This is a genomic window from Pseudomonas sp. E141 (assembly GCF_052659885.1).
On record NZ_CP084024.1, the window covers coordinates 1,636,564 to 1,655,046 of the forward strand.

Genomic DNA, 18,483 nt, shown 5'->3' on the forward strand with positions numbered 1-18,483 from the left:
GTTCACAAATCCCCTGTGGGAGCGAGCTTGCTCGCGATTGGCCGCGCCGCGGTCTTAGAGCGAAGCCAACTCGGTTTCAGCTTCCCCAACCTTCGCCACCCGCAACCCACGCATCTGCTCACACCCCCACAACACCCGCTCCGGGGTCGCCGGTGCATCGATTTTCGGCTGGTGCTGGTAATTCCCCAGGCTCGCCACGGCATCCTTGATGGCGCACCACGCGGCGATGCCGAGCATGAACGGCGGTTCGCCCACGGCTTTGGAATGGAACACCGTGTCTTCCGGGTTCTTGCGGTTTTCCACCAGCTTGACCCGCAGATCCAGCGGCATGTCGGCCACCGCCGGAATCTTGTAGCTGGCCGGGCCGCAGGTCTGTAGCTTGCCTTTGTCGTTCCATACCAGCTCTTCCATGGTCAGCCAGCCCATGCCCTGGATGAAACCGCCCTCGACCTGGCCGATGTCGATGGCCGGGTTCAGCGAGGCGCCGACGTCGTGGAGGATGTCGGTGCGCAGCATCTTGTATTCGCCGGTCAGGGTGTCGACGATCACCTCGGCGCACGCCGCGCCATAGGCGTAGTAGTAGAACGGCCGGCCCCGGGCCTGGCTGCGGTCGTAATAGATTTTCGGGGTCTTGTAGAAACCGGTGCTCGACAGCGAGACCTGGGCGAAATACGCCTGCTGCACCAGCGCCTCGAACGTCAGGATGTGATCGCGCACCCGCACATGGCCGTTGTGGAACGCCACGTCTTCTTCGCTGACCTTGTACTGCCGCGCGGCGAACTCCACCAGGCGCTGCTTGATGGTTTCGGCGGCATTCTGCGCAGCCTTGCCATTGAGGTCGGCACCGCTGGAGGCAGCGGTGGGCGAGGTGTTCGGCACCTTGTCGGTGTTGGTCGCGGTGATCTGCACCCGGTCCATTTCCACCTGGAACACTTCGGCCACCACTTGCGCGACTTTGGTGTTCAAGCCCTGGCCCATTTCCGTGCCGCCATGGTTCAGGTGGATGCTGCCGTCGGTATAGACATGAATCAGCGCCCCGGCCTGGTTGAGAAAGCTGGCGGTGAACGAAATACCAAATTTCACCGGGGTCAGCGCCAGGCCTTTTTTCAGGATCGGGCTATTAGCGTTGTAGCGGCGGATCGCTTCGCGGCGCTCGGCATACTGGCTGCTTTGCTCGAGTTCGGCGGTCATCTCCTCGAGCATGTTGTGCTCGACGGTCTGGTAATAGTGGGTGACGTTACGCTCGGTCTTGCCGTAGTAGTTGGCCTTGCGCACCGCCAGCGGATCCAGCCCCAGATGCCGGGCGATGGCGTCCATCACCTCTTCGATGGCGACCATGCCTTGCGGCCCGCCGAAGCCACGGTAAGCGGTGTTCGACGCGGTATTGGTCTTGCAGCGATGGCCGTTGATGGTTGCATCGCCCAGGTAATAGGCGTTGTCGGCATGGAACATCGCCCGGTCGACAATCGAGGCCGACAGGTCCGGCGAGCAACCGCAGTTGCCGGCCAGCTCCAGGGCAATACCGTGCAGGCGCCCGGTGCTGTCGAAGCCGACGTCGTATTCGATGTAGAAAGGGTGGCGTTTGCCGGTCATCAGCATGTCTTCGACCCGGGGCAGGCGCATCTTGGTCGGTTGGCCGGTGAGGTGGGCGATGACCGCGCACAGGCACGCCGGGCTGGCGGCCTGGGTTTCCTTGCCACCAAAGCCGCCGCCCATGCGGCGCATGTCCACCACGACTTTGTTCATCGAAACGTCCAGCACTTCGGCCACCAGTTTCTGCACTTCGGTGGGGTTCTGCGTGGAGCAGTAGACGATCATGCCGCCGTCTTCGGTGGGCATCACCGAGGAAATCTGGGTTTCCAGGTAAAAGTGTTCCTGGCCGCCAATGTGCAGCGAGCCCTGGATACGGTGCTCGGCGCTGGCCAGTGCCGCCGCCGAATCTCCGCGCTGGTGGGTGTGGCTATCCAGCACGAAATGCCGCTTGCGCAGGGCCTCGACCACGTCCAGCACCGGTTCCAGATCTTCGTATTCGATGATGGCCGCCATGGCTGCCTTGCGCGCGGTTTCCAGGTCCCTGGCGGCGACGGCCAGCACCGGTTGGCCGACGAACTGCACGTCATCGATGGCCAATAACGGGTCACCGGGCAGCAGCGGGCCGATGTCCTTGAGACCCGGCACGTCTGCATGGGTGATGGCGATGCGCACGCCTTCGAAGGCGTAGCAAGGCGCGGTATCGATGCGCAATATCCGGGCGTGGGCGCGGTCCGACAGCCGGGCGTAAACGTGCAACTGGTTCGGAAATTCCAGGCGATCGTCGATGTACTGGGCTTCGCCGGATACATGCTTGGCGGCGCTGTCATGCTTGACGCTGCGGCCCACGCCGGTGGTCAGGTCGCGGGCGAACAGTTCGGCCAGCTCGGCTTGAGTCTTCTCTACGGCGTGATGGTTAGACATAAGCGGTCACCCGAGTCTCGATGTGCGGCGTTTGCAGTTCGATGAAGTATTTGCGCAGCAGGTTGCGGGCGCTGAGCAGGCGGTATTCCTTGCTGGCGCGGAAGTCCGACAACGGTGTGAAGTCCTCGGCCAGTGCGGCGCAGGCACGTTCGACGGTGCTGTCGTTCCACGCGGCACCGATCAACGCGGCTTCACAATGCTTGGCGCGCTTGGGCGTCGCGGCCATGCCGCCGAAGGCCACCCGAGCGTCCTGGACCACGCCATGCTCGATACGCAGGTTGAACGCCGCGCATACGGCGGAAATGTCATCGTCCAGGCGCTTGGAGACCTTATAGGCGCGGAACGCCTGCTCGGCGCTGGCCCGGGGCACGATGATCTTCTCGATGAATTCGCTTTCCTGGCGGGCGGTCACCCGGTAATCGATGAAATAGTCTTCCAGCGCCAGGGTGCGACGGGTCTGGCCCTTGCACAAGACGATCTGCGCGCCGAGGGCGATCAGCAAGGGCGGCGAGTCGCCAATCGGCGAGGCGTTGCCGATGTTGCCGCCCAAGGTGCCCTGGTTGCGGATCTGCAACGAAGCGAAGCGCTGCAGCAGTTCGCCGAAGTCCGGGTATTCAGCCTGCAAGGCTTCGTAGCAGTCGGAGAGTGCGGTGGCGGCGCCGATCTCCAGGCGATCGGCGAAACGCTCGATACGCTTGAGCTCAGCGACGTTGCCCACGTAGATCATCACCGGCAGGGTGCGATGGAACTGGGTGACTTCCAGGGCTAGGTCCGTGCCGCCGGCCAGCAGGCGCGCCTGGGGATAAGCGTCGTAAAGGTCGGCCAGGTCGGCCACGGTCAACGGCACCAGGCAGCGTTTGTCGCCGCTGTTGAGTTCACCCGTGTCAGTCGGTGCGATGGCTTTGAGGCGAGCGATGGTCTCGGCTTCGCGGGCGTCGAACTGGTCCGCTTGCCTGGCGCAGCAGACCTGCTCGGCGGCCGCCAGAATCGGCCGGTAGCCGGTGCAGCGGCACAGATTGCCGGCCAAGGCTTCGTGGGCCTTATGGGCGTCGGGCTGTTCGCTGTTCTTTTGCAGGGCGAACAGGGACATCACGAAGCCCGGTGTGCAGAAGCCGCATTGCGAACCGTGGCAATCGACCATCGCCTGTTGGACGCTGTGCAACTGGCCCTGGTGCTTGAGGTCTTCGACGCTGATCAACTGCTTGCCGTGCAGGGACGAGACGAAGGTCAGGCACGAATTGAGGCTGCGATAACGAATGCGTTCACGGCCGTCCTCGTCGGTCTGCAACTCGCCCACCACCACGGTGCACGCACCACAGTCGCCGCTGGCGCAGCCTTCTTTGGTGCCGGATTTGCCGAGGTGTTCGCGCAAATAGTTGAGCACGGTCAGGTTCGGGTCCAGGGCGTGCTCGCTACGGAGTTCCTGGTTGAGTAAAAACTGGATCACGGAAGGCCTCGCAGACTCATTATTGTTGTATCGACTTGGGCTGAATTTAGCAGGTCTGACTTTGCGGTCAACGATTTTCTGACTTAAAGGTCAAGAAAATCCGCTTTGTCGATGAACAACGGTCTATAGACACTGTAGAACCCTGTGGGAGCCGAGCTTGCTCGCGATGACGGCGGTACATTCAGTATGGATGCATGCTGACAGACCGCTATCGCGAGCAAGCTCGGCTCCCACAGGTTCTTTCACAGATTCTGTTTCAGGATGAGGGCTCAAACTTTTTTGCTTGGATCGTGCCAAAAACCCGCTGCAGGCCCTGCGCCATGACGTATTGAGTGCGCTACACTGCGCCGCTTGTGCAAATCGAAGAGTTTGAAGGACAACCATGACGTTCAAGGCCCCGGACAGCCTCGCCGAGCAAATCGCCCATCACCTGGCCGAGCGCATCATTCGTGGTGAAATGAAGCCGGGCGAGCGCATCCAGGAGCAGAAGGTCACGCTGGCGCTCAACGTGAGTCGCGGTTCGGTCCGTGAGGCTTTGCTGATACTGGAGCGCCGGCATCTGATCGCGATCCTGCCGCGCCGTGGTGCACACGTCACCGAATTGAGCGAACACAAGGTGCGCAGCCTCTGTGCGCTGATGAGCGAGCTGTACATCCTGCTGGGCAATGCCGTGGCTCATGGCTGGCAGGAACAGGCCGACATGGCGCCGTTCATCGAGATCCAGCAGCGTCTTCAGGACGCCTTCGCGCGCCAGGACATCCGCACCTTCGTCGATGAAAGTTTCAGCGTGATGCGCGCCGCGTATCCCTTTGCCAACAACCCGTACTTGCAGGAAACCGTCGAGAACCTGCAACCGGCCATGAGCCGCGCCTACTTCCTGGCCCTGGAACAGCGCAAGGCCGAGATGAGCGAATTCCTCGACCTGTTCCAGCGCTTGCTGACCGCCGTGCTGGCCCGTGATTTGCCGCAGATCCGCATCGTGCTGACGGCTTATGCCCAGCGCAGTTGCGATCTGGTGGTTTCTGCCCTGACGGCGGCCTGAACGTGCGGCTCAAATGCATCAAACTGGCGGGGTTCAAATCCTTCGTCGACCCGACCACGGTGAACTTCCCCAGTAACATGGCGGCGGTGGTCGGGCCCAACGGTTGCGGCAAGTCGAACATCATCGACGCCGTACGCTGGGTGATGGGCGAGAGCTCGGCCAAGAACCTGCGCGGCGAGTCGATGACCGACGTCATCTTCAACGGCTCCACCAGTCGCAAACCGGTGAGCCAGGCGAGCATCGAGCTGGTGTTCGACAATTCCGACGGCACCCTGATTGGCGAGTACGCGGCCTACGCGGAAATCTCCATTCGCCGCAAAGTGACCCGCGACAGCCAGAACAGTTATTTCCTCAACGGCGCCAAGTGCCGACGTCGCGATATCACCGATATTTTCCTCGGCACCGGCCTCGGCCCGCGCAGCTATTCGATCATCGAGCAGGGCATGATCTCCAAGCTGATCGAGGCCAAGCCCGAAGACCTGCGCAACTTCATCGAAGAAGCCGCCGGCATTTCCAAGTACAAGGAGCGGCGCCGCGAGACCGAAAACCGCATCCGTCGCACCCACGAAAACCTGGCCCGCCTGACCGACCTGCGCGAAGAACTCGAACGCCAGCTCGAGCGCTTGCACCGCCAGGCCGAAGCCGCCAAGAAATATCAGGAATACAAAGGCGAAGAACGTCAGCTCAAGGCCCAGCTTTCGGCCCTGCGCTGGCAGGCGCTGAACGAGCAGGTCGGCCAGCGCGAGGCGATCATTGGCAATCAGGAAGTCAGCTTCGAAGCCCTGGTGGCCGAGCAGCGCAATGCCGACGCCGCCATCGAGCGCCTGCGTGACGGCCACCACGACCTGTCCGAACGCTTCAACCTGGTGCAAGGGCGCTTCTATTCGGTGGGTGGCGACATCGCCCGGGTCGAGCAGAGCATCCAGCACGGTCAGCAACGGCTGCGCCAGCTGCAGGATGATTTGAAAGAGGCCGAGCGCGCGCGCCTGGAAACCGAATCCCACCTGGGCCACGACCGCACGTTGCTGCTGACCCTGGGCGAAGAACTGGACCGGCTCACGCCCGAGCAGGAACTCACCAGCGCCGCCGCCGAAGAGGCTGCCGCCGCCCTGGAAGAAGCCGAGCTGAGCATGCATGGCTGGCAAGAGCAGTGGGACAGTTTCAACCTGAGCTCTGCCGAGCCGCGGCGTCAGGCCGAAGTCCAGCAGTCGCGCATCCAGCAACTGGAAGCCAGCATGGAACGCCTGGCCGAGCGTCAGCGCCGTTTGGCCGAAGAGCGCGCCTTGCTCGCGGCGGACCCTGAAGACGCGGCGATTGTCGATCTGAGCGAACAACTGGCTGCCAGCGAAGCCACCCTTGAAGACTTGCAAGCCAGCGAAGATGCCCAGGTCGAACGGCTCGAGCAACTGCGCCAGGCCTTGCAACTGGCTCTGCAGAATCAGCAGCAGGCCCAGGGCGAATTGCAGCGCCTCAATGGCCGTCTGGCTTCGCTGGAGGCCTTGCAGCAAGCGGCGCTGGACCCCGGCACCGGCGCTGCCGAATGGCTGCGCGACCAGCATTTGGCCGAGCGTCCGCGACTGGCCGAAGGCCTGAAGGTCGATGCCGGTTGGGAGCTGGCGGTGGAAACCGTGCTGGGCGCCGATCTGCAAGCGGTGCTGGTGGATGACTTCGCAGGCTTCGATCTGTCGGGCTTCACTCAGGGCGATCTGCGCCTGCTCAGCCCGGCTGGCGATGGCGTGCGGATGCCGGGCAGCTTGCTGGATAAAGTCGAGGCCCAGGTCGACCTGTCTCCCTGGTTGGGGCAGGTGAAACCGGTGGACAGCCTTGAACAGGCCTTGGCCCTGCGCGGACAACTGGCGGCCGGGGAAAGCCTGATCAGCCGGGACGGCTATTGGGTCGGTCGGCATTTCCTGCGGGTGCGCCGGGCCAGCGAAGCCGAGAGCGGCATGCTTGCCCGAGGCCAGGAAATCCAGCGCCTGAGCGCCGAGCGTGAAGAACGCGAAGCGAGCGTCGAAGCCCTGGAAACCGAATTACAGAATCTGCGGGCGCAACAGCGCCAGCAGGAGAATGGTCGCGAACACTTGCGTCGGCTGTTGCAGGACGAAGCACGCCAGCAAGGCGAACTCAAAGCGCAGCTGTCCGCCGGCAAGGCCAAGGTTGAACAACTGGCCTTGCGCCGCACGCGCCTTGAGGAAGAAATCGCCGAGCTGGGCGAGCAGCGGGCGCTGGAGCATGAGCAGATCGGTGAAGCGCGCCTGCAACTGCAGGAAGCCCTCGATGCCATGGCCGTGGACACCGAGCAGCGCGAGTTGCTGCTGGCTCAGCGCGACAGTCTGCGCGAACGCCTCGACCGGGTGCGCCAGGATGCCCGCCAGCATAAGGATCACGCCCATCAGTTGGCGGTGCGCCTGGGCTCGCTCAAGGCCCAGTACGATTCCACGCGCCAGGCGTTGGAGCGGCTGGAAATGCAGTCCGAACGCCTGACCGAAAAACGCGAGCAATTGAGCCTGAACCTGGAGGAGGGCGAAGCGCCGCTGGAAGAGTTGCGCCTCAAACTCGAAGAGTTGCTCGACAAACGCATGAGCGTTGATGAAGAACTCAAGACTGCGCAAATTGCCCTGGAAGATGCCGACCGCGAACTGCGCGACGCCGAAAAGCGTCGTAGCCAGGCCGAACAGCAATCCCAGCTGATCCGCAGCCAGATGGAACAGCAACGCATGGAATGGCAGGCCCTGACGGTGCGCCGCAAAGCCTTGCAGGACCAATTGCTGGAAGACGGCTACGACCTCGACGGCGTGCTCGCCACGTTGGTGGCCGGGGCCAACGAGAAAGACGCCGAAGAAGAGCTGGAACGCATCGCCGCGCGCATTCAGCGTCTGGGCGCTATCAACCTGGCGGCCATCGACGAGTACCAGCAGCAGTCCGAGCGCAAGCGCTATCTGGATGCCCAGAACGACGATCTGGTGGAAGCGTTGCAGACCCTGGAAAACGTCATCCGCAAGATCGACAAGGAAACCCGTAATCGCTTCAAGGATACCTTTGATCAGATCAACGGCGGTTTGCAGGCACTTTTCCCGAAAGTTTTCGGTGGCGGCAGCGCTTACTTGGAACTGACGGGCGAAGATTTACTCGATACAGGGGTGACCATCATGGCGCGTCCCCCGGGCAAGAAGAACAGCACCATCCATTTGCTCTCCGGGGGTGAAAAAGCGCTGACGGCATTGGCCCTGGTTTTTGCCATTTTCAAATTGAACCCGGCGCCGTTCTGCATGCTCGATGAGGTGGACGCGCCGCTGGACGACGCCAACGTGGGGCGTTATGCGCGGCTGGTAAAAGAGATGTCTGAGACTGTGCAGTTCATCTACATCACCCACAACAAGATCGCCATGGAAATGGCCGACCAGTTGATGGGCGTGACCATGCATGAGCCGGGTTGCTCGCGTCTGGTGGCCGTGGATGTGGAGGAGGCGATGGCGATGGTGGACGCGTGAAACACTGCTTGTAGGGCATCTATTTAGGATGCTGTAGGATTTTTTTGAGCCTTGGGCTTGTCGTTCAATTCACAGAATGGCGCAAGCCTACGCGACAGACGGTGTAAAGTTATCTTTGGTCGTGCTAGTTTAATGTCAATTTTTCGTATGCGTGGGCAAAACGCCATTCAGAACATAGAGTTGGCGCCACGTTTTAAAGCGGTTTGCACATAGCTAAGCCCCTTATTTTTCAGCATTTTTATAGAGGCACGGGATTACATGGAAATCGGTCTGCGCGAGTGGCTGATCGTCATCGGCATTATTGTCATTGCCGGTATTCTTTTCGACGGCTGGCGCCGCATGCGCGGCGGCAAGGGGAAACTCAAGTTTCGTCTCGACCGCAGCCTGTCGAACCTGCCGGATGACGATGGCAATGCCGAGCTGTTGGGCCCGCCCCGGGTGCTGGATACCCATAAGGAGCCGCAACTGGATGAGCATGACCTGCCGTCGATGAGCGCGCCAGTGCGCGAGCCACGGGAAACGGGTTCCAAGCGCGGCAAGCGCAACAGCGAACCGTCCCAGGGCGACCTGAACCTCAATCTTGACCTGGACGGCGGCCCGAGCTTCAGCAGCCGCGACGACGACTTCCCGGACGAGAACAAACCCGTGCGCGGCGACAAGGACCAGGCCCAGGCCGAGGAAGTGCTGGTGATCAGCGTGATCTGCCGCGACCCGGCCGGCTTCAAGGGCCCGGCGCTGTTGCAGAACATCCTGGAGAGCGGCCTGCGTTTTGGCGAGATGGACATTTTTCACCGCCATGAAAGCATGGCCGGCAACGGCGAGGTGCTGTTCTCCATGGCCAACGCGGTCAAGCCAGGCGTGTTCGACCTGGACGACATCGACCATTTCAGCACCCCGGCGGTGAGCTTCTTCCTCGGCCTGCCCGGCCCGCGTCATCCCAAGCAGGCCTTTGACGTGATGGTGGCCGCGGCGCGCAAGCTGTCCCAGGAACTCAACGGTGAGCTGAAGGACGACCAGCGCAGCGTGCTGACCGCCCAGACCATCGAACACTACCGCCAGCGCATCGTCGAATTCGAACGCCGGGCGCTGACCCAGAAGCGCTGAACGATGACACAGGCTCTCCCTGGCCAGAGAGCTTCTTGCGGCAGGAGAGCTTTTGTGGCGAGGGAGCTTGCTGTGGCGAGGGAGCTTGCTCCCGCTGGGGTGCGAAGCACCCCCCATGTTTTGAGAAAATTGAGCAGCCTAGGCTGCTCTTTTGCTTTATGAGAGAACATCCATGACTGCCGTCCAAACCCGCATCCAACAGCTGCGTACCGAGCTGGATCAGCACAACTACCGCTACCACGTCCTCGACGAACCGAGCATCCCGGACGCCGAGTACGACCGCCTGTTCCATGAACTCAAGGCCCTGGAAGAGCAGCATCCGGAGCTGGTGACCAGCGACTCCCCGACCCAGCGTGTCGGCAGTGTTGCACTGTCGGCCTTCAGCCAGGTCCGCCACGAAATCCCGATGCTCAGCCTGGGCAATGCCTTCGACGAAACCACCATGCGTGAATTCGACCGCCGGGTGACCGAAGGCCTCGACCTGCCCATGGGCGACTTGCTGGGCGGTGGCGCGGCGGTGGAGTACAGCTGTGAGCCGAAGCTCGACGGCCTGGCGGTCAGCCTGCTGTACCAGGACGGCCTGCTGGTGCGCGGCGCCACGCGCGGCGACGGCACCACCGGCGAAGACATCAGCGTTAACGTGCGCACGGTGCGCAACATCCCCCTCAAGTTGCAGGGCAGTGGCTGGCCGCCGGTGCTGGAAGTGCGCGGCGAGGTATACATGTCCAAGGCCGGCTTCGAGCGTCTCAACGCCACGCAACTGGAGGCGGGCGGCAAGACCTTCGCCAACCCGCGCAACGCGGCCGCGGGCAGCCTGCGCCAGCTGGATTCGAAGATCACCGCCAATCGTCCGCTGGAATTCTGCTGTTACGGCATCGGCCAGGTGACGGCGGACATTGCCGACACCCACATCGGCAATCTCAAGCAGCTCAAGGCCTGGGGCTTGCCCATCAGTCGCGAACTGAAACTGGCCCACGGCATCGACGAGTGCCTGGACTACTACCGTGACATTGGCGAGCGGCGTAACGCGCTGCCATACGAAATCGACGGCGTGGTGTTCAAGGTCAACAGCATCGCCTCCCAGCGCGAACTGGGTTTCCGCGCCCGGGAACCGCGCTGGGCCATCGCCCATAAATTCCCGGCCTCTGAAGAACTCACCGAGCTGTTGGACGTCGAGTTCCAGGTCGGTCGCACCGGCGCCGTGACACCCGTTGCGCGACTCAAGCCGGTCAAGGTGGCCGGTGTGACCGTGGCCAACGCCACGCTGCACAACATGGACGAAGTGGCGCGCCTGGGCCTGATGATCGGCGACACGGTGATTATCCGCCGCGCCGGTGACGTGATCCCGCAAGTGGTGCAAGTGGTCACCGAGCGTCGCCCGGAAAACGCCCGTCCCGTTGAAATCCCGCAACAGTGCCCGGTGTGTGGCTCCCATGTGGAGCGTACGCAGCTGGTCAAGCGCAGCAAGGGTCGTGAAACCATCAGCGAAGGCGCGGTGTACCGCTGCGTTGGTCGTCTGGCCTGTGGTGCGCAGCTCAAGCAGGCAATCATTCATTTCGTGTCGCGCCGGGCCATGGACATCGAAGGCCTGGGCGAGAAGAGTGTCGAGCAGTTGGTGGACGAAGGGCTGGTGGGCTCGCCTGCCGATCTGTATGCCCTGACCTTCGAGCAAGTGGTCGACCTGGAAGGCTTCGCCGAACTGTCGAGCAAGAACCTGTTGGCGGCCATCGTCGACAGCAAGAAGCCGAGCCTGGCGCGCTTCATCTACGCCCTCGGCATCCCGGACGTGGGCGAGGAAACCGCCAAGGTCCTGGCCCGCTCCCTCGGCTCACTGGAGCGTGTGCAAGCGGCCTTGCCGCAAGTGCTCACGTACTTGCCGGACGTCGGCCTGGAAGTGGCCCACGAGATCCACAGCTTCTTCGAAGACTCGCACAACCGCCAGGTGATCGAGGGCTTGCTGCGCCATGGCCTGGATATCCAGGACCAGGGCGAACTGGGCGCCGAGTTCTCCGCCAGCACCACCCTGGGCGGTTTCCTGGACAAGCTGAACATTCCCTCGGTCGGGCCGGGCGGGGCGCAGAAGCTGGCGGACAAGTTCGGTTCGCTCGAAGCGGTGATGAACGCCGACTGGCTGGACATGCGCCAGGCCCTGCCGGAAAAACAGGCCAACGCCGTGCGCGAGTTCTTCGCCATCGCCGCCAACCGCCAACAAGCCGAAGCCGCCGAGAAGCAACTGCAGGCCTTCGGCATGCACTGGCAGAGCGAGAAAAAAGTCGTCGAAGGTTTGCCCGAAGCCGGGCACACCTGGGTGCTGACCGGATCGCTGGAGTTGATGAGCCGCGATGTCGCCAAGGACAAACTGGAAAGCCTGGGGGCCAAGGTGGCCGGTTCCGTGTCGGCGAAAACCCATTGCGTCGTCGCCGGGCCTGGGGCCGGGTCGAAACTGACCAAGGCCAATGAGCTGGGGCTCAAGGTGCTGAATGAAGAAGCGTTTGTGGCGTTCTTGAGTCAGCACGGCATTACGGTTTAGTCATGTCGCCAGGAAACTCGGACCCATTGTGGCGAGGGGATTTATCCCCGCTAGGCTGCGCAGCAGCCCTAAAATCTGCCATCTCGGTCTGTCTGGCTGATTGAGTCGACAGGATTGGGGCCGCTGCGCGGCCCAGCGGGGATAAATCCCCTCGCCACAGGGTTATGTGGAGAGTCGGCTAGCGCGGGTCGACGTTATCCAGCGCCCGATTCACCAGCAACCCTCCCAGCTCGATCAACTGCTGAATACCCAGCGCAACATGCCGCCGCGAACCCTCCAGCTCGAACGCCAGATCACTGATCATGGCATCGGCTGAAGCCAGGGTTTCACTGAGGTTGGCGAGCAGGCATTCGGTGTCGATGCCGTTGATCACGGTGAAGAGCTGAGCGGGTGCGGGATCGGCTTCCGGCGTTTCCGGTTTTGGCTTCAGGTAGAAGTCGAGGGCGCGCTCGGCGGCTTCGTCGAGTTTCTTAGCGGCGGCGGTTTTGTGCGGGGATGTTGGATCGGTGTCCGGTGGGTTGGGGGTTGCTTTGAACATGGTGACGCTCCTATGGGATGGAGCCACCAAGGCCTGTCGCTAAACAGAAATGGTGGCGGCTGCACGCAGGTTAGCGAACCGGTCATAGGCACCCGGCAGACTCGAAGGTCTCCCACATACAGCCGCCATAACGTCATTGCAGTTAGACCTGCAACGAAGCATGGGCCGCTTATGCACCTAGAATGATCCGGGTCGCTAAACCCGATCGCTGATTCGTCAGCGACCCGGAAACGATAAAGTCCGGCCCATAGGCGCACAAGCCGGCGGATTCTGGCGCAGTTGTAGGCAATGGCGCAAGGCGGGGTAGCCCGGCCCGGCAGCGTCCTACACATTGCTCACAATCTTCGGATGATTCGCACGCTCCTGGGAACGATCACGCACAGGAGGGGATCTAGTCTTGCAGGCCCCCGGAGATCACCATGTACCGCTTCTTCGAGCAACTGAGTTCACGCATCGCCGCGCCCTTTACGGGCGATCGCTCGCGTAACAGCAAGATCTGGCCGTGTCGCTGCGGCCAGTCGCTGTTTTTTCGCAACAGCCAGTGCCTGGCCTGCCAGGCGGTGTTGGGCTATCAGCCCGAGCAAAGCCGTTTGTCGTCCCTGCAACCCGGCGAGCAGCCTGGCACCTGGACCCTGGATGCCGACCCACAAGCCGGGTTGTTTCGCCGTTGCGCCAACCTCGACACGCCGGCGGCCTGCAATTGGCTGCTGCCGGCCAATGGGCACGACACCTTGTGCATCGCCTGCAGCTTGAATCGCACCATTCCCGACCTGTCGATCCCGGAAAACCCCGAACGCTGGTGCAAGGTCGAAACCGCCAAGCGGCGGCTGGTGGCGCAATTGATCACCCTCGGTTTGCCTGTCATCCCGAAAACCGTCAGTGAAAGTGAGGGGCTGGCCTTCGATTTCATCGGCGTCGACCTCGATGGCACGCCTCCGACCACCGGCCACGCCAGCGGGTTGGTCACGCTTGACATCAAAGAGGCCGACGATGCCCACCGCGAGCATGTGCGCCAGCAGATGCGCGAGCCGTATCGCACTTTGCTCGGGCATTTTCGTCATGAGGTAGGGCACTACTACTGGGACCGGTTGATCGCCAACAGCCATTGGCTCGATGCATTTCGCGAGCAGTTTGGTGACGAGCGGGCCAGCTATTGCGATGCCCTGGAGCGTCACTATCAGCAAGGCGCGCCGCTGGACTGGCAAGCCCACTACGTCAGCGCCTACGCCACCATGCATCCTTGGGAAGACTGGGCGGAAACCTGGGCGCATTACCTGCATATGATGGACGCGGTGGACACGGCCCTGGGTTTTGGCATGAGCGCCGGGGAAATGGATTTCGACTACCAGCCGTTCCCGCCCGAGACCTTGTTCGACCCTGAACATACGGGGGGCGTGGCCTTTCTTTCGTTCGTCAACGCCTGGATCGAACTGGCCGGCATGCTCAACGAACTGTCGCGCAGCATGGGCCAACCGGATTTCTACCCGTTCGTCGTACCCGCCGCGGTGATCACCAAGCTGCATTTCATCCATCTGGTGATTCAGGAGGAGGGCGGCCGGGCTGACGAGGTGCTGCTGTAACCGCCGACTTGTGGGAGCAAGCTTTGTTCTCACAGGCAAGTGCTTGAACATCTTCAGTTTTTTAATCCGGCGCGAACGGTTGTAACTTCTCGTCAGATAGGTACAATGGCGCGGCTCGCCGTCAGGCGGGCGTCGTTATGGTGACCCCATCGGTCCCCCCGCAACGATTACCCGTGAACCTGGTCAGATCCGGAAGGAAGCAGCCACAGCGGGAACATTGTGTGCCGGGGTGTGGCTGGTGGGGTTGCCTCCATAACGCCCAGGCCTTCGTTCGCAAGGTTTGTCGAATTTTCTTATCTACTTTGTTTGTTGATCGATTACCGGTCGATATTTTCTGCTGCCTGATGGAAAGCAAAGAGCTCCAGTGCGTTGCTGCGCAGTGGGGCTTTTTGACTGGAGGGGGCAAAGGATTTGCGTACGGGCCCTTGCAGTCCTCATTCTCGATATCGCACCAATAGTATGATAATTTTGCGTGAGTCGATCATTTTCCCGGAGGCTCATCATGGGTACCGTTCGAAAAACCATCACCGTCACCGACCAACAAGACGGCTGGATCAAGGCTCAGATCGAAGCGGGTCACTACACCAATGATAGCGAATACATTCGCGATCTGATTCGGCGCGAGCAGGAGCGTAGCGCTGAACTTGAGGCTATCCGGTCCGCCCTGAAAGAGGGTGAATCCAGTGGAAAACCTCAACCATTCGATCCCGATGCGTTCAAGAAGAGAATGCTGACAGCGCATGGCTGAATACCGCCTTACACCTGCCGCCGAGCGTGATCTTGAAATTGTCTGGACCTATACCGCCCAACGATGGGGCGTGGCGCAGGCCAATCGATACGTTGATACCATCATTGCGGCGTTTTCTGAACTGGCGTAGCAGCCTAAGATAGCTCCAGCCTGTGACCATGTTCGAACTGGTTATCGCCGACGTAGTGTCGAACGACACATGATTTACTTTCGGATCACGGCTTATGGGATTGCGGTGATTCGTGTCTTGCATGATCGGATGGATACACTTCGGAATTTGTGACAGTAGCCTTTCAATAGAGCCGGACAGCGAACAAGCAAAAAAGCCAAAGAGGAACCCGATCCGTCGCACACCGACAGCCCGGACTCCTCTTTTTACATGTCTGCTTCAAGGCTTCGACAGTGCCTGGTCTACCGCCGCAATCAGCTTCCCCAGATCCTTCGCGGTGGCTCTGTGTATGACACCAAACAGGTACGCTCGCTGTTCGTCCTCATCGTCCATGTCGGCAAAAAATGCTTTGAGCTGCACATCCAGTTTGTCGGCAAGCAAGACCAAGGCTTCCATGCTCGGGGTGTAGGTGCCGGTTTCGAAGCGGCTGATGGTTTTGGGGTCAAAACCGGTTTTTTCGCCAAGTTCAGCCTGAGTAAGCCCCGCTACTTTGCGATAGCGTCTGATGGCCGGACCCAAACTCGAAATTTGCATCGCTTAATTCCCATTTAGAATCAAGAACTTAACGATAGATTTTTGCATTAGGCAACCGCATGATCCATCACCTTGCTTTGCAAAATGTGATGTGTTTCGTAGAATCGGCCTTTGGCACGGGCATTTGGTGACCTGCTTCAGAAGCCTGGATGTGCGAAAAAGGCGAGCCTTGCGTTTTCTTGTTGTACACAAGGCGACGCTTGGCGCCTTCAGGGAGCACCGCCACGGCCCGCGCTCCAGCGTATCTCAAGGTGTTTGAGCCTAGTTGATTTTTCGCCTGTCCTGGGGCGGTGCAACCGCGCGCGACAAATGAGCCTGACTCATGGATGACTGCTTCGATGGATAAGAAGTACCGCAGAGCCGTTGACGCCGCCGCGATTTTTTCTGAAACCGATCTGAGTGGGCGCATTACCTACGTCAACGACCAGTTCTGTAAGCTTTTTGGCTACCCGCGCGATGAGCTGTTGGGGGCTAACCATCGCCTGATCAACTCCGGCCAGCACCCGGACGAGTTCTTCAGCGCCATGTGGCGCACCATCGCCCTGGGGCAGGTCTGGAAGGGTGAGATCTGCAACCGGGCCAAGGACGGTACGCTGCATTGGGTCGATACCACTCTGGTGCCGGTGATCGACGATGCGACCGGTCAGATCGAGCGCTATCTGGCGATTCGTTTTGATGTCAGCGAGAAGCGTCAGTTGTTGCATTCGCTGCAATGGCGGGTCGGTCACGACGTGTTGACCGGGTTGCCCAACCGCACCTACCTGTCCGACCTGCTGGATCAGGCCCTGGAATTTTCCAGGGCGCAGAGCTTGCCCCTGGCGGTGTGCATGCTTGACCTGGATGGCTTCAAGGCCGTGAACGACGGTCACGGCCATGCCAGTGGTGACCAGTTGCTGGTGGAGGTCGCTCGGCGTCTGCGCAGCATCGTGCGCGGGGAGGATGTGGTGGCGCGGTTGGCCGGCGATGAGTTTGTGCTGGTACTGCGCCATGTATGCGGGCTTGAGGAATTGCATGCCGCGTTGAACCGGGTGCTGATTGCCGTCTCCATGCCGTATGCCATTGATGGCAAGGCCATCAAGGTTTTCGCCAGCATTGGCGTCACCCTGTTTCCCGGTGACAACGAAGACGCCGATACCTTGTTGCGCCACGCCGACCAGGCGATGTACGTGGCCAAGCAGAGCGGCCGCAATCGCTTTCATTTGTTCGACGTGTCCCGGGACCAGGAAGTGCGGGCCACTTACCAGACCGTCGAGCGGGTGCGGCAGGCCATGGCCGGCAACGAATTGCGCCTGCATTTTCAGCCCAAGGTCAACATGCGCCATGGCACGGTGGTGGGGCTCGAGGCGCTGCTGCGCTGGAAACACCCCCAACGGGGCCTGGTACCGCCCCGGGAGTTCCTGCCGCTGGTGGAGGAAACCGACCTGATCGTCGAGATCGGTGAGTGGGTCATGGAGCAGGTGCTGATTCAGTTGCAGCAATGGCAGCACGCGGGGCAAGTCTGGCCGGTGAGCATCAATATCTCGGCGCGGCATTTCCAGCGGGCAGATTTCGTCGAGCGGTTGCGGCAGGTGCTGCAACGGCACCCGGCGGTGTCGCCGCGCATGCTGGATCTGCAGATCGTTGAATCCTTGGCGGTGGAAAACCTTGCCCACGTCAGCGCCTGTCTCCAGGCGTGCCAGGCCTTGGGCGTGGGGTTTTCCCTGGGCGGTTTCGGCACGGGATACTGTTCGCTCAATGACCTCAAACACCTGCGCACGCAGACCATCAAGATCGACAAGACCTTTGTCCGCGACATACTCAATGACCGCGATGATCTGGCGCTGACCGAAGCGGTCATCGGTTTGGCCAGGGCGTTTGGGCGCCAGGTGGTGGCGGAGGGGCTGGACAGCCTGGAGCATGGTCAATTGCTGCTGCGCCTGGGCTGCGAAGTGGCCCAAGGCTATTTCATCGCCCGGCCCATGCCACCCGACCAGGTGCCTGGCTGGGTGAAAGGATTTGTTTCGCCGCCGCAATGGCAGCATCAGTCGGACGTTGAGGGCGAATCGGATCCGGCTTGCGGCGACTCTTTATGTCCGGTGTAGGACTGGATGATCGCGTCGATTTCCCCCGACGTTTTCATCTTCAATAAGGTGCGCAAAATGCGTTGGGCCGGAATGTTTTGATCATCGCGCACATAACAGCCCAGCACGCGCTCCTGGAGAACCGCCACGGCACGCAGTTGCCGGTCTGGGGGATGTCGTTGATTGAACCAGTCCAGCGCCCATTGATTGCTCACCGCGTAGCGATAGCGCCCGGCCAGAAGCTTGGCCAGGACTTGTTCCTGGCTGCGTGCATCGTCACGTCGCAGATGCCCGCCGTCGAATAACGGCTGCAAGGTCGGGTAGGTATAGCTGAGGACGGTCCCGACCGGCTGGTGGGGCAGGGTGGCGGGCGTCACCACCTTGGGGGCGCTGGCCGTGCCCACCAGCACGTCGCGCTGGAAAAACAGCGGGACGCTCCACAGGTAATTGCCACCCGTATCCTTTACCCACTCGGGGGTGACATAACACCGTACGTCGACTTCGCCGTGGTTCATGGCATTGTCCAGCCGGGCGCGGGCCAGCACATGAAACTGCGCCGGCATCCCCACCTGGGCCGCCAGGCGGGTCATTACCTCGGGGATGATACCCTGGATCGGGCGACCTTCTTCAGTCTGCACCATGGGCATGGCCCAGCTATCGGTAATGGCGAAACGCAACGGAATTTCGCCAGCAAAACACCCTGAACCCAATAACAGCAAAGCCCCCATGGCCGAACGCATAAACTCTCCTGATGGTGCAAAATCCTGTCGGCAACCAGGCCCCTGA

Annotated in this window: 13 protein-coding genes and 1 other RNA gene; 9 read left to right on the top strand and 5 right to left on the bottom strand. The window is 61.2% G+C overall.

All coding sequences use genetic code 11. The features are described from left to right. Window positions 1-54: 54 nt before the first annotated feature. Window positions 55-2,454 (bottom strand): xanthine dehydrogenase molybdopterin binding subunit, encoded by a 2,400-nt coding sequence (xdhB, locus tag GKKCFE_RS07385; protein ID WP_445577673.1) that lies wholly within the window; start codon window positions 2,452-2,454, stop codon window positions 55-57. Then, a complete protein-coding gene (gene xdhA / locus GKKCFE_RS07390) occupies window positions 2,447-3,901 on the bottom strand; it encodes a xanthine dehydrogenase small subunit (protein ID WP_445577674.1) in 1,455 nt (484 codons plus the stop codon). Before xdhA ends, xdhB begins: the two co-directional genes overlap by 8 nt. Before the next feature lie 382 nt (window positions 3,902-4,283). On the opposite strand from xdhA, the gene GKKCFE_RS07395 reads away from it, so the two are divergent. The 4 genes from GKKCFE_RS07395 to ligA all read left to right on the top strand — a co-directional run bounded on the left by GKKCFE_RS07395 (window position 4,284) and on the right by ligA (window position 12,068). Beyond that, the gene (locus tag GKKCFE_RS07395; protein WP_047227164.1) at window positions 4,284-4,943 is read left to right on the top strand and encodes a GntR family transcriptional regulator; all 660 of its coding nucleotides are present in this window, start codon (window positions 4,284-4,286) and stop codon (window positions 4,941-4,943) included. Between the two features lie 2 nt (window positions 4,944-4,945). After that, window positions 4,946-8,434: a chromosome segregation protein SMC gene (gene smc, locus GKKCFE_RS07400; RefSeq protein ID WP_274090251.1), complete on the top strand. Its 3,489-nt coding sequence runs from the start codon at window positions 4,946-4,948 to the stop codon at window positions 8,432-8,434. Between the two features lie 258 nt (window positions 8,435-8,692). Beyond that, window positions 8,693-9,538: a cell division protein ZipA gene (gene zipA / locus GKKCFE_RS07405; RefSeq protein ID WP_047227166.1), complete on the top strand. Its 846-nt coding sequence runs from the start codon at window positions 8,693-8,695 to the stop codon at window positions 9,536-9,538. 172 nt (window positions 9,539-9,710) lie between these two features. Continuing rightward, window positions 9,711-12,068, top strand: coding sequence for an NAD-dependent DNA ligase LigA (ligA, locus tag GKKCFE_RS07410; RefSeq protein WP_445577675.1), 2,358 nt, complete (start codon window positions 9,711-9,713; stop codon window positions 12,066-12,068). A 178-nt stretch (window positions 12,069-12,246) separates the two neighbouring features. Here the strand turns inward: ligA and GKKCFE_RS07415 are convergent, their stop codons facing one another. Then, window positions 12,247-12,606 (bottom strand): DUF6124 family protein, encoded by a 360-nt coding sequence (locus GKKCFE_RS07415; RefSeq protein WP_047227168.1) that lies wholly within the window; start codon window positions 12,604-12,606, stop codon window positions 12,247-12,249. Between the two features lie 419 nt (window positions 12,607-13,025). Here GKKCFE_RS07415 and GKKCFE_RS07420 point away from each other — a divergent pair, with 419 nt between their 5' ends. The 4 genes from GKKCFE_RS07420 (at window position 13,026) to GKKCFE_RS07435 (ending at window position 15,064) form a co-directional block, all read left to right on the top strand. Next, a complete protein-coding gene (locus GKKCFE_RS07420) occupies window positions 13,026-14,186 on the top strand; it encodes a zinc-binding metallopeptidase family protein (protein ID WP_445577676.1) in 1,161 nt (386 codons plus the stop codon). 147 nt (window positions 14,187-14,333) lie between these two features. Further along, window positions 14,334-14,430: signal recognition particle sRNA small type (gene ffs / locus GKKCFE_RS07425), an RNA gene on the top strand. A 258-nt stretch (window positions 14,431-14,688) separates the two neighbouring features. Next, entirely contained in the window at window positions 14,689-14,934 is a 246-nt protein-coding gene (locus GKKCFE_RS07430) for a type II toxin-antitoxin system ParD family antitoxin (RefSeq protein WP_047227170.1), read from the top strand. Further along, window positions 14,927-15,064, top strand: a complete 138-nt coding sequence (locus GKKCFE_RS07435) for a type II toxin-antitoxin system RelE/ParE family toxin (protein ID WP_445577677.1) — start codon at window positions 14,927-14,929, stop codon at window positions 15,062-15,064. Before GKKCFE_RS07430 ends, GKKCFE_RS07435 begins: the two co-directional genes overlap by 8 nt. Before the next feature lie 258 nt (window positions 15,065-15,322). Here GKKCFE_RS07435 and GKKCFE_RS07440 read toward each other — a convergent pair whose 3' ends face one another. Further along, on the bottom strand, window positions 15,323-15,637 hold the full coding sequence (locus tag GKKCFE_RS07440; protein WP_047227171.1) for a helix-turn-helix domain-containing protein: 315 nt from the start codon (window positions 15,635-15,637) through the stop codon (window positions 15,323-15,325). A 338-nt stretch (window positions 15,638-15,975) separates the two neighbouring features. Between GKKCFE_RS07440 and GKKCFE_RS07445 the strand changes: the two genes are divergently transcribed. Then, a complete protein-coding gene (locus tag GKKCFE_RS07445; protein ID WP_445577678.1) occupies window positions 15,976-17,718 on the top strand; it encodes a putative bifunctional diguanylate cyclase/phosphodiesterase in 1,743 nt (580 codons plus the stop codon). Here the strand turns inward: GKKCFE_RS07445 and GKKCFE_RS07450 are convergent. Further along, complete coding sequence (locus tag GKKCFE_RS07450; protein ID WP_188251210.1) at window positions 17,658-18,437, bottom strand: substrate-binding periplasmic protein; 780 nt, start codon at window positions 18,435-18,437, stop codon at window positions 17,658-17,660. The genes GKKCFE_RS07445 and GKKCFE_RS07450 overlap by 61 nt on opposite strands. Window positions 18,438-18,483: the final 46 nt, after the last annotated feature.

Excerpts from the sequence above, each read along its gene's own strand:
- GKKCFE_RS07435 (WP_445577677.1), top strand. The coding sequence starts at position 14,927 with ATGGCTGAATACCGCCTTACACCTGCCGCCGAGCGTGATCTTGAAATT.
- GKKCFE_RS07415 (WP_047227168.1), bottom strand. The coding sequence starts at position 12,606 with ATGTTCAAAGCAACCCCCAACCCACCGGACACCGATCCAACATCCCCG.
- GKKCFE_RS07445 (WP_445577678.1), top strand. The coding sequence starts at position 15,976 with ATGGATAAGAAGTACCGCAGAGCCGTTGACGCCGCCGCGATTTTTTCT.
- zipA (WP_047227166.1), top strand. The coding sequence starts at position 8,693 with ATGGAAATCGGTCTGCGCGAGTGGCTGATCGTCATCGGCATTATTGTC.
- GKKCFE_RS07420 (WP_445577676.1), top strand. The coding sequence starts at position 13,026 with ATGTACCGCTTCTTCGAGCAACTGAGTTCACGCATCGCCGCGCCCTTT.
- xdhB (WP_445577673.1), bottom strand. The coding sequence starts at position 2,454 with ATGTCTAACCATCACGCCGTAGAGAAGACTCAAGCCGAGCTGGCCGAA.
- GKKCFE_RS07430 (WP_047227170.1), top strand. The coding sequence starts at position 14,689 with ATGGGTACCGTTCGAAAAACCATCACCGTCACCGACCAACAAGACGGC.
- GKKCFE_RS07440 (WP_047227171.1), bottom strand. The coding sequence starts at position 15,637 with ATGCAAATTTCGAGTTTGGGTCCGGCCATCAGACGCTATCGCAAAGTA.
- ligA (WP_445577675.1), top strand. The coding sequence starts at position 9,711 with ATGACTGCCGTCCAAACCCGCATCCAACAGCTGCGTACCGAGCTGGAT.
- GKKCFE_RS07395 (WP_047227164.1), top strand. The coding sequence starts at position 4,284 with ATGACGTTCAAGGCCCCGGACAGCCTCGCCGAGCAAATCGCCCATCAC.
- GKKCFE_RS07450 (WP_188251210.1), bottom strand. The coding sequence starts at position 18,437 with ATGCGTTCGGCCATGGGGGCTTTGCTGTTATTGGGTTCAGGGTGTTTT.